The 13497-nt window shown below is 65.9% G+C and carries 15 protein-coding genes; 9 read left to right on the top strand and 6 right to left on the bottom strand.

The window, feature by feature from the left end; genetic code table 11:
- Positions 1-19: 19 nt before the first annotated feature.
- On the top strand, positions 20-943 hold the full coding sequence (locus A5692_RS16345; RefSeq protein ID WP_068057652.1) for an SDR family oxidoreductase: 924 nt from the start codon (positions 20-22) through the stop codon (positions 941-943).
- On the opposite strand, the gene A5692_RS16340 is transcribed toward A5692_RS16345, so the two are convergent.
- A complete protein-coding gene (locus A5692_RS16340; RefSeq protein ID WP_068057651.1) occupies positions 878-1930 on the bottom strand; it encodes a DNA polymerase IV in 1053 nt (350 codons plus the stop codon). The genes A5692_RS16345 and A5692_RS16340 overlap by 66 nt on opposite strands.
- A 6-nt stretch (positions 1931-1936) precedes the next feature.
- Entirely contained in the window at positions 1937-2545 is a 609-nt protein-coding gene (locus tag A5692_RS16335) for a TetR/AcrR family transcriptional regulator (protein WP_068057650.1), read from the bottom strand.
- 90 nt (positions 2546-2635) lie between these two features.
- Between A5692_RS16335 and A5692_RS16330 the strand changes: the two genes are divergently transcribed.
- The 6 genes from A5692_RS16330 to A5692_RS16305 all read left to right on the top strand — a co-directional run bounded on the left by A5692_RS16330 (position 2636) and on the right by A5692_RS16305 (position 9036).
- Complete coding sequence (locus A5692_RS16330; RefSeq protein ID WP_068057649.1) at positions 2636-3190, top strand: NAD(P)H-dependent oxidoreductase; 555 nt, start codon at positions 2636-2638, stop codon at positions 3188-3190.
- Positions 3191-3707: 517 nt separating this feature from the next.
- Positions 3708-3947, top strand: coding sequence for a glutaredoxin-like protein NrdH (nrdH, locus tag A5692_RS16325; RefSeq protein WP_068057647.1), 240 nt, complete (start codon positions 3708-3710; stop codon positions 3945-3947).
- A 43-nt stretch (positions 3948-3990) separates the two neighbouring features.
- Complete coding sequence (nrdI, locus tag A5692_RS16320; RefSeq protein WP_068057645.1) at positions 3991-4443, top strand: class Ib ribonucleoside-diphosphate reductase assembly flavoprotein NrdI; 453 nt, start codon at positions 3991-3993, stop codon at positions 4441-4443.
- Complete coding sequence (gene nrdE / locus A5692_RS16315) at positions 4413-6578, top strand: class 1b ribonucleoside-diphosphate reductase subunit alpha (RefSeq protein ID WP_068057643.1); 2166 nt, start codon at positions 4413-4415, stop codon at positions 6576-6578. Before nrdI ends, nrdE begins: the two co-directional genes overlap by 31 nt.
- Positions 6579-6657: 79 nt before the next feature.
- On the top strand, positions 6658-7392 hold the full coding sequence (locus tag A5692_RS16310; RefSeq protein ID WP_156766116.1) for a TetR/AcrR family transcriptional regulator: 735 nt from the start codon (positions 6658-6660) through the stop codon (positions 7390-7392).
- Between the two features lie 105 nt (positions 7393-7497).
- The gene (locus A5692_RS16305; RefSeq protein WP_068057641.1) at positions 7498-9036 is read left to right on the top strand and encodes an NAD(P)/FAD-dependent oxidoreductase; all 1539 of its coding nucleotides are present in this window, start codon (positions 7498-7500) and stop codon (positions 9034-9036) included.
- On the opposite strand, the gene A5692_RS16300 is transcribed toward A5692_RS16305, so the two are convergent.
- Together A5692_RS16300 and A5692_RS16295 are read right to left on the bottom strand one after the other, a co-directional pair.
- Positions 9004-9561 (bottom strand): TetR/AcrR family transcriptional regulator, encoded by a 558-nt coding sequence (locus tag A5692_RS16300; protein ID WP_068057640.1) that lies wholly within the window; start codon positions 9559-9561, stop codon positions 9004-9006. The two genes, A5692_RS16305 and A5692_RS16300, sit on opposite strands and share 33 nt — an antisense overlap.
- Positions 9548-9991, bottom strand: coding sequence for an SRPBCC family protein (locus A5692_RS16295; protein WP_068057639.1), 444 nt, complete (start codon positions 9989-9991; stop codon positions 9548-9550). Before A5692_RS16295 ends, A5692_RS16300 begins: the two co-directional genes overlap by 14 nt.
- A 181-nt stretch (positions 9992-10172) precedes the next feature.
- Between A5692_RS16295 and nrdF the strand changes: the two genes are divergently transcribed.
- Positions 10173-11147, top strand: a complete 975-nt coding sequence (gene nrdF, locus A5692_RS16290; RefSeq protein ID WP_197514482.1) for a class 1b ribonucleoside-diphosphate reductase subunit beta — start codon at positions 10173-10175, stop codon at positions 11145-11147.
- Between the two features lie 70 nt (positions 11148-11217).
- Here nrdF and A5692_RS16285 read toward each other — a convergent pair whose 3' ends face one another.
- Entirely contained in the window at positions 11218-11787 is a 570-nt protein-coding gene (locus A5692_RS16285) for a restriction endonuclease (protein WP_231984342.1), read from the bottom strand.
- A 198-nt stretch (positions 11788-11985) separates the two neighbouring features.
- On the opposite strand from A5692_RS16285, the gene A5692_RS16280 reads away from it, so the two are divergent.
- Positions 11986-12369, top strand: coding sequence for a DUF3349 domain-containing protein (locus tag A5692_RS16280; RefSeq protein ID WP_068057635.1), 384 nt, complete (start codon positions 11986-11988; stop codon positions 12367-12369).
- Here A5692_RS16280 and A5692_RS16275 read toward each other — a convergent pair.
- Positions 12364-13404, bottom strand: coding sequence for an NAD(P)-dependent alcohol dehydrogenase (locus tag A5692_RS16275; protein WP_068057634.1), 1041 nt, complete (start codon positions 13402-13404; stop codon positions 12364-12366). The genes A5692_RS16280 and A5692_RS16275 overlap by 6 nt on opposite strands.
- Positions 13405-13497: the final 93 nt, after the last annotated feature.

The raw sequence follows: 13497 nt of genomic DNA, 5'->3' as shown, positions 1-13497 counted from the left end.
CGCCGGTATCGTCACGGCAATGGGGCAGCAGGGGTATTACGCAGGCAAACGGTGTCTGGTCACCGGCGCGGCCAGCGGGATCGGCCGTGCCACCGCGTTGCGGCTGGCGACCCAGGGCGCCGAACTCTGTCTGACCGACCGTGACCGGGAGGGTCTCGAGCTCACCGTGGCCGACGCCCGCGCGCTGGGCGCCCGGGTGCCCGCGCACCGGGCCCTCGACATCGCCGACTACGACCAGGTGGCGGCGTTCGCCGCCGACATCCATCGGGAGCATCCGAGCATGGACGTCGTGCTCAACATCGCCGGAGTGTCCGCCTGGGGCTCCGTCGACCGGCTGACGCACGATCAGTGGAGCAAGATGATCGCGATCAACCTCATGGGTCCGATCCACGTCATCGAATCGTTCGTGCCGCCGATGGTCGCCGCCCGCAATGGTGGCCACCTTGTCAACGTGTCGTCGGCGGCCGGGTTGGTCGCGCTCCCGTGGCATGCCGCCTACAGCGCCAGCAAGTACGGCCTGCGGGGGCTGTCGGAGGTGCTGCGCTTCGACCTGGCCCGCCACCGCATCGGGGTGTCGGTCGTGGTGCCGGGCGCGGTGAACACCCCACTGGTGCAAACCGTCGAGATCGCCGGGGTGGACCGCGAAGACCCCAAGGTCGCGCGTTGGGTGAACCGGTTCAGCGGCCACGCCGTCTCGCCGGAGAAGGCGGCCGAGAAGATCTTGGCCGGGGTGGCCAAGAATCGCTACCTGATCTACACCTCGCCGGACATCCGGGCGCTGTACGCCTTCAAGCGGCTGGCCTGGTGGCCCTACAGCGTGGCGATGCGTCAGGTCAACGTCATCTTCACCCGCGCGCTGCGGCCGGCCCCGGCGCCGCTAGTCCGGCATGGCCAGTTCGAGGCGCACCCCGAGCAGCCGGACCGGGCGGTCGAGCTCGAATAGGTCAAGAACGCGCAGCGCCGCGGCGACGATGGTGTCGCGATCGGTGGTCGGCGCCTCCAGCTTGCGGATTTTGGTGCGGGTGTAGAACGTCGCGGTCCGCACGGTGACTGCCACCCGGGTCACGATGCGGCCCGCCGCGAGCACGTCGGTCAACGCTTGTTCGGCCAATCGCGTGACGGCCGAGTCCATTTCGGCGCGTTCGGTGAGGTCGCGCGGGAAGGTGACGACGTGGCTGCGCGAGCGCGGGATCCACGGCTCGGCGCTGACTTGCGCGTCACCGCCGCCCTTGGCCAACAACAGCAGCCACAGCCCGGTGCGCGGGCCGAACGCGGACGTCAGCAGCTCGGCGTCGCTGTGCGCGAGCTCGCGCACCGTCGTGATCCCCAGCGTGGCAAGCTTTTTCGCGGTCTTGGGGCCCACGCCCCACAGCGCGTCGACCGGCCGGTCCGCCATCAGGGTCATCCAGTTCGCATCGGTGAGCGCGAAGACGCCCGCCGGTTTGGCGAAACCCGTCGCGACCTTGGCGCGCTGCTTGTTGTCGCTGATGCCGACCGAGCAGGACAGCCCGGTTTCCGCCGAGATGACCGCCCGGATCTCTTCGGCCACTTCGTTCGGGTCGGCCCCAGAGTCACCTTGCACCCCGACGTACGCCTCGTCCCAGCCCCACACCTCGACCGGGTGTCCCAGGTCGCGCAGCAACCCCATCACCTGTTGGGAGGCTGCGTCGTAGGCGTCGGCGTCCGACGGCAGGAACGTCGCGTCGGGGCAGCGGCGGGCCGCCGCCCGCAACGGCATGCCGGCGTGCACACCGAATTCCCGGGCCTCATAGGAGGCGCAGGTGACGACCTTACGCGGCTCGGACGGATCGCCGTTGCCGCCGACGATCACCGGCAGCCCGGCCAGCTCGGGGTGGCGGCGCAGCTCCACCGACGCCAGAAACTGATCGAGGTCGACATGCAGAACCCAGCTCGGCGTCGACGCGGTCATGTCGGGTCACCGTCCACAAAGCTTGCGCGCCAGGCTTTCCCATGCGTCGCCGAGCGTCTGTAGGGTGTGGCCGCCCTCGGCGAGCTGGTGTTCGATGTAGTCCACGTCCAGCAGCGCCAGCAAGGCGTCGGTCTGCACATCGAGGTCGCCGGTGGACTCGGCGGCCTTGAGCAAGATCCGCACGTGGGTGCGCTGCACCATCGCCGGCGCGTTGTGGCGGCTTTGCGGATCACGATTGACCGCCGACAGCAGCTCGCGGTGGTTGTGCGTGAACCGAATCCGCTCGCGGCCGAACGCCACCAGCCGATCCGTCGGCGGCGCGCCGGGGCCCAAGGGCGGCGGCCCGAACAGAAACGCCTGCTGACTCGCTTGCTCGTCTTCGTCGAGCAGCACCATCATCAGTCCGGCGCGGCTGCCGAACCGGCGGAAGAGCGTGCCCTTGCCGACCCCGGCGGCCGTGGCGATGTCGTCCATGGTGACCGCATCGGCGCCGTGCTCGGCGACCAGATTTCGGGCAGCCTGGAGCAACAGGGCACGGTTGCGCGCCGCGTCGCCCCGCTCTTGGTGAACCACCTGCGGAGCGAACACGGGAAGCCCGCCCAACCGTTCGCTCATGACTGCACTTTAATGCCGCCGGAATAAATCGGACCGTAGTCCGGTTGGCGGGTGCGAGGATGTAGATCAACAACCGAAGGGGACTTTACTGTGGCAACCAAAATCTTGGCGTTGGTGGGGAGCCTGCGGGCGGCCTCAGTGAACCGGCAGATCGCCGAGCTGGCGGCGGACGTCGCGCCGGGCGACGTCACCGTCACGATCTTCGAAGGGCTCGCCGAGCTGCCGTTCTACAACGAGGAGATCGACGACGCGATGAACACCGACGCGCCGCCGTTGGCCCCGGTGACCGCCCTGCGCACCGCGGCGGCCGAGGCCGACGCCGCGCTGGTGGTCACCCCGGAGTACAACGGCAGCTACCCGGCCGTCATCAAGAACGCGATCGACTGGCTGTCCCGCCCGTTCGGCGACGGCGCGCTGAAGGGCAAGCCGCTGGCGGTGATCGGGGGCTCCTTCGGCCAGTACGGCGGGGTCTGGGCGCACGACGAGACCCGGAAGGCCTTCGGGATCGCCGGGGCCCGGGTGGCGGAGTCGATCAAGCTGTCCGTTCCGTTCAAGACGCTGGAGGGCAAGGCGCCCGCGGAGCACGCCGAGCTCTCGGAGAACGTGCGCGATGCGGTCGGGAAGCTGATCGCCGAGGTCGGCTGATTGGCCGAAGTTCACAAGCCGGTCACCGGGTGACCAGCGAGGTTGCGGTGACCGGATAGCCAAAGCCGCCAGCCATTGGCTGGCGGCTTTGCTGGCGGCGCACCGGGCGGGCCGGGAGCGGCGGCTTTGGCGGGTGTCGCCGGGAGATGTCGGTGGCCGGTGATACAACGATTCGCATGGGCGGCTCCATCCAAGAATGTGACCTGCGACACGCCGGGCGCGTGTCGGCCGAAAGGCTTACGACCAGCGAATTTCAGAAATGTTATTCAGAACATCTTGTATCTGGTCATCTTGTCGGCCACTAGGTGTAGTGTTTCGAGCACCGGCAGATCCCAGGTTCACCAGCCCGACCGGGGCCTGGTTCACCACCCGAAATCGGCTCGACGGGTCGTTCGACCCCGACGACCGCACGACGGGAATGTGGGGGCTTGGCGGGCCGCTGAAACACAGCGAAGACGTAGTACCGAGTAGTTGCCAGTCCGTGACAAGTCCCACCTTCCGCAAAGGAGCGGCTTCTATGAGCATCACCGTGTACACCAAGCCGGCATGCGTGCAGTGCAGCGCCACGTTCAAGGCCCTGGACAAGCAGGGCATCGGCTACGAGAAGGTCGACATCACGCTGGACAACGAGGCGCGCGACTACGTGATGGCGCTGGGGTACCTGCAGGCACCCGTGGTGGTGGCCGAAAACGAGCACTGGTCGGGGTTCCGCCCGGACCGCATCAAGGCGCTGGCGGAAGCGGCGCTCAGCGCCTGAGTGGTTGGCGGCAGACGCTAGGTAAGAAGGAGGTTGCGGTGCCATGGACATCACGCGGCGCAGCCTGGTCTATTTCTCCTCCGTGTCGGAGAACACCCACCGCTTCGTGCAGAAGCTGGGTGTTCCCGCCACGCGGATACCGCTGCACGGCCGCATCGAGGTCGACGAGCCATACGTGCTGATCGTGCCGACCTACGGCGGCGGCCGGGCCACCCCCGACCTCAACGCCGGTGGCTATGTGCCCAAGCAGGTCATCGCATTCCTGAACAACGAGCACAACCGGTCGTTGATCCGCGGCGTCATCGCGGCGGGCAACAACAACTTCGGCGCCGAATTCGCCTACGCGGGCAACGTGATCTCCCGCAAATGCGGCGTCCCCTACCTTTACCGCTTCGAACTGATGGGCACCCCGGACGACGTGGAGGCCGTCCGCGCGGGCTTGGAAGAATTCTGGAAGGAACAGACGTGCCACCAACCGTCACTGCAGAGCCTGTAACGTCCGGCGCGCACGCGTTGCCCGGTGAAACGGACTACCACGCGCTGAACGCGATGCTCAATCTGTACGACGCCGACGGCAAGATCCAGTTCGACAAGGACGTGCTGGCGGCGCGCCAGTACTTCCTGCAGCACGTCAACCAGAACACGGTCTTCTTCCACAACCAGGACGAGAAGCTCGACTACCTGATCCGCGAGAACTATTACGAGCGTGAGGTTCTCGACCAGTACTCGCGCAACTTCGTCAAGGAGCTCCTGGACCGCGCCTATGCCAAGAAGTTCCGGTTCCCGACCTTCCTCGGCGCGTTCAAGTACTACACCTCCTACACGCTGAAGACGTTCGACGGTAAGCGCTACCTGGAGCGCTTCGAGGACCGCGTGGTCATGGTGGCGCTGACACTGGCGGCCGGTGACACCGGGCTGGCCGAGAAGCTGGTCGACGAGATCATCGACGGCCGCTTCCAGCCGGCCACCCCGACGTTTCTCAACTCCGGCAAGAAGCAGCGCGGCGAGCCGGTGAGCTGCTTCCTGTTGCGCATCGAGGACAACATGGAGTCGATCGGACGATCGATCAACTCCGCGCTGCAGCTGTCCAAGCGCGGCGGGGGAGTCGCCTTGCTGCTGAGCAACATTCGCGAGCACGGCGCGCCGATCAAGAACATCGAGAACCAGTCCTCGGGCGTCATACCCATCATGAAACTGCTCGAGGATTCGTTCTCCTACGCCAACCAGTTGGGCGCGCGCCAGGGCGCCGGCGCGGTGTACCTGCACGCGCACCACCCCGACATTTACCGCTTCCTGGACACCAAGCGCGAGAACGCCGACGAGAAGATCCGGATCAAAACGCTGAGCCTGGGCGTGGTGATCCCCGACATCACCTTCGAGCTGGCCAAGAAGAACGAGGACATGTACCTGTTCTCGCCGTACGACGTCGAGCGCGTCTACGGCCTGCCGTTCGCCGACATCTCGGTGACCGAGAAGTACTACGAGATGGTCGACGACGCGCGCATCCGCAAGACGAAGATCAAGGCGCGCGAGTTCTTCCAGACGCTGGCCGAGTTGCAGTTCGAGTCGGGCTACCCCTACATCATGTTCGAGGACACGGTGAACCGGGCCAACCCGGTCGAGGGCAAGATCACGCACTCGAACCTGTGCTCGGAGATCCTGCAGGTGTCGACGCCGTCGCTGTTCAACGATGACCTCTCGTATGCCAAGGTGGGCAAGGACATTTCGTGCAACCTCGGCTCGCTGAACATCGCCAAGGCGATGGACTCGCCGGACTTCGCGCAGACCATCGAGGTGGCCATCCGCGCGTTGACCGCGGTGAGCGACCAGACGCACATCACGTCGGTGCCCTCAATCGAGCAGGGCAACAACGAATCCCACGCGATCGGCCTGGGGCAGATGAACCTGCACGGCTACCTCGCGCGCGAGCGCATCTTCTACGGTTCCGAAGAGGGCATCGACTTCACCAACATCTACTTCTACACGGTGCTCTACCACGCGCTGCGGGCGTCGAACCGCATCGCCATCGAACGGGGCAGGGCGTTCGGCGGTTTCGAGCGGTCGAAGTACGCCTCGGGCGAGTTCTTCGACAAGTACACCGACCAGGTGTGGGAGCCGCAGACCGACAAGGTGCGTCAGCTGTTCGCCGACGCGGACATCCGGATTCCGACTCAGGACGACTGGAAGCGGTTGAAGGAGTCGGTGCAGGCACACGGCATCTACAACCAGAACCTGCAGGCCGTCCCGCCGACCGGGTCGATCTCCTACATCAACCACTCGACGAGCTCGATCCACCCGATCGCCAGCAAGGTCGAGATCCGCAAGGAAGGCAAGATCGGCCGCGTCTACTACCCGGCGCCCTACATGACCAACGACAACCTGGAGTACTTCCAGGACGCCTACGAGATCGGCTACGAGAAGGTCATCGACACCTACGCCGCGGCCACCCAGCACGTCGACCAGGGACTGAGCCTGACGCTGTTCTTCAAGGACACGGCCACCACCCGCGACGTGAACAAGGCGCAGATCTACGCCTGGCGCAAGGGCATCAAGACGCTCTACTACATCCGGCTGCGGCAGATGGCTTTGGAGGGCACCGAGGTCGAGGGCTGCGTGTCCTGCATGCTCTGACGCCGGCCCAGGGGCCGCTGGCGCGCAGTCTGCCCAGGTCAGCGGCTCAAACGGTTGTCAGAGGGGTATGGTGCATGACGTGGTGAGAATTCCGCGACCACCCCACCCCAGCGTCAAGCCGCCCGGGGTCAAGGTCGACGCGCGCAGCGAGCGTTGGCGCGAACACCGCAAGAAGGTGCGCGGCGAAATCGTGGACGCGGCCTTTCGCGCCATCGACCGCCTGGGCCCCGAGCTGAGCGTGCGGGAGATCGCCGAGGAGGCCGGCACCGCCAAGCCGAAGATCTACCGGCATTTTCACGACAAGGCCGATCTGTTCCAGGCCATCGGGGAACGGCTGCGCGACATGCTGTGGGCGGCCATCTTCCCGTCGATCGACCTGAAGACCGACTCCTCCCGCGAGGTGATCCGTCGTGCCGTCGAGGAGTACGTCAACCTGGTCGACCAGCATCCCAACGTGCTGCGGGTCTTCATCCAGGGTCGCTCCGCGGCGAGCCCGCAGATCCTCAACGAGGGCCGTGGGATCACCCTGGCCGTGGCCGACATGTTCGACAACGAACTGCGGGAGATGGAACTGGACCACGCGGCTTTCGAACTGGCCGGGAACGCGGCATTCGGGTCGGCGGCGTCGGCCACTGAATGGTGGCTGGGACCCGACGCCGACAGCCCGCGCCGCATGCCGCGCGAGCAGTTCGTCGCCCACCTGACGACGATCATGGTTGGGATGATCGTCGGGACCGCCGAGGCGCTCGGCATCCGTATGGACCCCGACCAGCCGATTCATAGCGTGGTGCCCAGCAACCCCGCGGCAAGCTGAGGACTTTCGGCACGTTGACATCGTTCCGGCGATCGTCGACACTCTTGCCATCCGATACCCTGGGTACTGGGTATTTGCGCAAGCTGACAGGAAGACCGATACACCGTGACCGACGTTGTGACACAAGCCGAACCGGTATCCGCGCACCGGCCCGTCCACGCGCGCGCCATCATCATCGGGACGGGGTTCTCCGGCCTGGGAATGGCGATCAAGCTGCAACAGCAGGGCGTGGACTTCGTCATCCTGGAGAAGTTCGACGACGTCGGCGGCACGTGGCGCGACAACAGCTATCCCGGCTGCGCCTGCGACATCCCGTCGCATCTGTACTCGTTCTCGTTCGAGCCCAAGCCCGACTGGCGCAACCCGTTCTCGTATCAGCCCGAGATCTGGGACTACCTGAAGGGAGTCACCGAGAAGTACGGGTTGCGCCGCTACATCCAGTTCAATTCGCACGTGGATCGGGCCCATTGGGACGACGACGAGCAGCGCTGGCACGTCTTCACCAAAGACGGCCGCGAGTTCGTCGGGCAGTTCCTGATCTCGGGCGCGGGCGCGCTGCACATCCCGGCCATGCCCGACATCGAGGGCCGTGACGAATTCCGCGGTCCCGCTTTCCATTCCGCGGAGTGGGACCACACCGTCGACCTCACCGGCAAGCGGGTGGCGGTGATCGGGACCGGCGCCAGCGCCATTCAGATCGTGCCGGAGATCGTCGGGCAGGTCGCCGAATTGCAGCTCTACCAACGCACTCCGCCCTGGGTGGTGCCGCGCTCCAACCCCGAGATCCCGGTGGCGCTGCGACGGGCGATGGCCAACGTCCCCGGCCTGCGGGCGCTGGTGCGTGCGGTGATCTATTGGGGTCAGGAGGCCTTGGCCGTCGGTATGACCAAGCGCCCCAACGCCTTGAAGTTCATCGAGGCCTACGTCAAATACAACATTCGCCGATCGGTCAAGGATCGCGAGCTGCGTCGCAAGCTGACCCCGCACTACCGGATCGGGTGTAAGCGAATCCTGAACTCCTCGACCTACTATCCCGCGGTCGCGGACCCGAAGACCGAATTGATCACCGACCACATCGAGCGGATCACGCCCACCGGCATCGTCACCGCCGACGGCACCGAGCGCGAGGTCGACGTGATCGTCTACGGCACCGGATTCCACGTCACCGACTCCTACACCTACGTGCAGATCAAGGGGCACAACGGTGAGGACCTGGTGGACCGCTGGAACCGGGAGGGCATCGCCGCGCACCGCGGCATCACCGTCGCCGACATGCCCAACCTGTTCTTCCTGCTGGGCCCGAACACCGGGCTGGGCCACAACTCGGTCGTCTTCATGATCGAGTCCCAGATCCGCTACGTCGCCAGCGCGATCAAGGCCTGCGACAAGCGGGGCGCACAGGCGCTGGCGCCGACGCGCGCCGCCCAGGACGCCTTCAACGACGAGTTGCAGCGCAGGCTGGGGCATTCGGTGTGGAACAGCGGCGGATGCAGCAGCTGGTACCTCGACGAGCACGGCAAGAACACGGTGCTGTGGGGTGGCTACACCTGGGAGTACTGGCGCGACACCCGCTCGATCAAGCCCGAGGAGTATCAGTTCTTCGGGGCGGGATCACGTGCCGGCCGTGAGGTCGCGACCGCCTAGCAGGCTCACGAAGGCCTGCGCGGCCGCGTCGACGCCCGCGTCGTCGTCGGTGGCCACCAGGTCCAGCAGCAGGCCGCGGATCACGGCCAGCCCGAGCCGCGCCATGGCCGGGTCGACCGGACCGTCGGTGACGGCCTCGATCTCCGCGAGCCACTCGTCGACGGCGCCGGGAACCATACGCGCGAAAGCCTTTTCGCTCTGGGCCGCGCGCGCGTAGCACTCGAAGAAGAGGCGCTCCCACTGGCGGAGCTCGGGACGGCGGACGTCGGCCCACATGGCGGCGAAACCTTCCGCCGGTGTCGTGGGGAGGCCGGCCAGGACGCCCATCTGCCGGCGCTCGACCTCTTCGACCACCGCAAGCAGCAGGCCCTCTCGAGATCCGAAGTGGTGCAACAGCATTCGATGGCTGGTGCCCACCGCGGCGGCCACGTCACGCAAGGAGCGGTCGCCGACGCCGCCCGCCGCGAACTCGTCGACGAGCGCGTCGAGCAGGTCTCGGCGCCGTTCGGAATCAGCTCGGGCCATCGGCGCGGCTGAGCCGCTCAGACCGGGCCTTGAGTCCTTGAGCCTCGAGTTTGAGGAATCGCTTGGTCTTGTTGACCATCAGCCGACCAACCAATGCGCCGAGCGCGCCGCCCTGATCCAGTTGCTGGCGCACCAGGGTGCGGCCTCCGGGTTGCGGGATGACGTCGTGCCGGGCGCTCACGCGCACGCCGGGGGAGCGTTGGACCCAGGTCCACGAGGAGCCCGGTTCGATCTCGGTGACCTGCCACACCAGCTTCGCCATGCCGGGCTGCTTGATCGTGAACCGTTTGCCGACCTCGAGCGTGGGCCCGTCCCGCCCAACCAGCGAAGTCACCGAGGCCGTCCACTCCGGCCAGCGCTGCACATCGCTGAAGACGTCCCACACCAGCTGCGGCGGCGCGTCGATCTCGACGCTGTCTTCGGTGAACATGTACCAAATGGTACATCTTCCGCGTCGGGTTGAACAGCACCTCGCGCGGAATCGCGGCTCGCAAAGCGGTTGCGACACGGAAAACACAACTTGTTGTGTTGCCACGGCTTGTCGTACCCCAGGGGTAGTGTTTGAGCTCTAGTCAAACCGCAGGCAAAACGGCGTGTGAAGTGGGGTTCTGGTGACCGAGAACATGAAGCTGATTGACCGCGTTTCGGCGATCAACTGGAACCGGCTGCAGGACGACAAGGACGCCGAGGTCTGGGACCGGCTGACCGGAAACTTCTGGCTGCCCGAGAAGGTGCCGGTGTCCAACGACCTGCCGTCGTGGGGCACGCTGACCGCTCACGAGAAGCAGATGACCATGCGGGTGTTCACCGGGCTGACGCTGCTGGACACCATCCAGGGCACGGTGGGGGCGGTCAGCCTGATCCCCGATGCGCTGACCCCGCACGAGGAGGCCGTCTACACCAACATCGCCTTCATGGAGTCGGTGCACGCGCGCAGCTACAGCAACATCTTCTCCACGCTGTGCTCGACCGCCGAGATCGACGACGCCTTCCGCTGGTCGGAGGAGAACCCCAACCTGCAGCGCAAGGCCGAGATCGTCATGCAGTACTACAAGGGCGACGAGCCGCTCAAGCGCAAGGTGGCCTCCACGCTGCTGGAAAGCTTCCTGTTCTACTCCGGCTTCTACCTGCCCATGTACTGGTCGAGCCGGGCCAAGCTGACCAACACCGCGGACATGATCCGGCTCATCATCCGCGACGAGGCGGTGCACGGGTATTACATCGGCTACAAGTACCAGCGTGGGCTGGCGCTGGTCGACGAGGCCAAGCGCGCCGAGCTCAAGGACTACACCTACGAGCTGCTGTTCGAGCTCTACGACAACGAGGTGGAGTACACCCAGGACCTCTACGACGAGGTCGGGCTGACCGAGGATGTCAAGAAGTTCCTGCGCTACAACGCCAACAAGGCGCTGATGAACCTCGGTTACGAGGCGCTGTTTCCGCGGGACGAGACCGACGTCAACCCGGCGATCCTGTCGGCGCTCTCACCCAACGCCGACGAGAACCACGACTTCTTCTCCGGTTCGGGCAGCTCGTACGTGATCGGCAAGGCCGTCGTCACCGAGGACGAGGACTGGGACTTCTAAAGCCGCACGTGGATTGAGAATCGGGCCGGCCGCACCGTCGGGGGGGAGGGACTGGGGCCGGCCCGATCTTCTATTCATACACCGGCTGAGCCGGTTTTCTTCCCGCAGCATCCTTGGCGCTTCCTGTGGGCGGCGCCACCCAGCCCTGCAAGACCTTACGGCCGATCAATTGGCAGCCGTGGGTGTGCGCCAATTGTTTTGCGGCCCTTGTGAATTCGCGGTTGCTGACCACGATGCTCCTGGTGCACCCGTGGTGGCGGGCGCCGGATACCACCTGCTGCACGGCAGCCACGCCCACCGATTGGCCGTAACGCTTGCACTGGACCGCCACGGAGTGGCCGTCCCTCTCGGCGATCAGGTCCACGCCGTAGTCCCCGACCGGCGGGGTGAACGTCACCCGCCAACCGGCGCGGCGCAGCCGCGCGGCGACATAGCGCTCGAATTCGACCCCGTCCATGGCGTCAACGGTGGCCAGCGTGGCGCGGCCTGCGCGCGGCCATCGGCGGTTGGTTGCCCAGCCGACGAGCGCCTCGAGCAGCACCGTCAGGTAGAACGCCACGAACGCCATCCCCGCGCTGTGCTCGACGATGCCGACCAACAGCCCGCAGGCCAGCGGGATGACCACCAGCGCGTTGAGCACGCCTCGATGGTAGGGATCGACGACGACAAATCGGGCCATTAAGCGCAAGCGCCGGACATGTTCGGGTAATGAACGGCATGTGAATTGTGGGGATCCAGTGACGCCTCGCTAGCGCGGGTGATGCCGCTGCCCGACACTGTTCTGGTGACGAAACCCGCCTCCCCTGAGAAGGATCACCGCCACCATTTCTGCCGCTCAGTGATTCAGTGGCTGCAGGTCGGCTACCCGAACGGCGTTCCCGGCCCGGACCGCGTGCCGTTGATGGCCTTGCTGCGCAGCACACCGCTGACCGAAGACCAGATCCGCGAGGTGGTGCGCCACATCACCGCGAAGGAAGGGTCTCCCGAGACGATCGATCACCCGATCGATCGCGACGAGATCGCCGAATTCATCTCCGACATGACGCAATTCGACGCCGGCAAGGAAAACATCATCCGGGTGGCCGCCACGCTGGCCGCGGCCGGCTGGCCGTTGGCCGGCATCGACGTCAGCGAGGTTGTCCCCGACGACGAGCACGCCGAGGCGGCCGAACTGGTTGCCCGTAACTGCGCGCCCGAAGAACCGTCAGAGGTCGCCTCATAGCTTCGAGATGTCGATGACGAACCGGTAGCGGACGTCGCTCGCCAGGACCCGCTCGTAGGCCTCGTTGATGTAATCCGGCTCGATCAGCTCGATTTCGGGCGTCACGTCGTGCTCGGCGCAGAAGTCAAGCATCTCCTGGGTTTCGGCGATCCCGCCGATGTTGGACCCCGACAGGCTGCGCCGCGCCAGCGCCAGCGGGAACGCCCCGACCTCCATGGGGTGCTCCGGGATGCCCAGTTCGACCAGGGTGCCGTCGACGTCGAGCAGGTTGAGGTAGTCGTTCAGTTTCAGGTTCGCCGAGACGGTGTTCAGGATCAGGTCGAAGCTGCCACGCAGCTTCTTGAAGGTGTCGGGGTCGGCGGTCGCGTAGTAGTGGCTCGCGCCCAGGCGCAGCCCGTCCTCCATCTTCTTCAGCGACTGCGACAGCACCGTCACCTCGGCGCCCATCGCCGCGCCCAGCTTGACGCCCATGTGCCCCAGGCCGCCCAGCCCGATGATCGCCAGCCGGGTGCCCTCGCCGGCCTTCCAGTGCCGCAGCGGCGAGAACAGCGTGATGCCCGCGCACAGCAGCGGCGCCGCCTTGTCCAGCGGCAGCGAGTCGGGGATGCGCACCACGAAGTTCTCGTCGACGACAACCGCCTGGCTGTAGCCGCCCTGGGTCGACGTGCCGTCCTTGTCGATGGAGTTGTAGGTGAAGGTCGCGCCCGGCTTGCAGTACTGCTCGAGCCCGGCCTTGCAACTGCTGCACTGACCGCAGGAGTTCACCATGCAGCCCACGCCGACGTGGTCGCCGACCTTGTACTTGGTGACCGCGGAACCGACCTCGCTCACCACGCCCGCGATCTCATGGCCGGGCACCACCGGGTAATTCGGCGTGCCCCACTCGGCCTTGACGGTGTGGATGTCGGAGTGGCAGATCCCGGCGAACTTGATGTCGATCGCCACGTCGTGCGGGCCGGGCTCGCGGCGTTCGATGGTGGTCTTGGTCAACGGTTCGGTTGCCGACGTGGCGGCATAGGCCGAAACAGTGCTCATGAATATCCCTCTTCGATGTGGTCGCGTCGTAAAAAGTTTAGCTAAGGTAATGTTCCCGGGCCACCGGTGGCCACTCGTCATCACCTTAGGACG

Source organism: Mycobacterium sp. E342, assembly GCF_001667665.1.
Classification (GTDB): Bacteria; Actinomycetota; Actinomycetes; order Mycobacteriales; family Mycobacteriaceae; genus Mycobacterium.
This window is presented reverse-complemented; position numbering and strand designations above follow the sequence as displayed.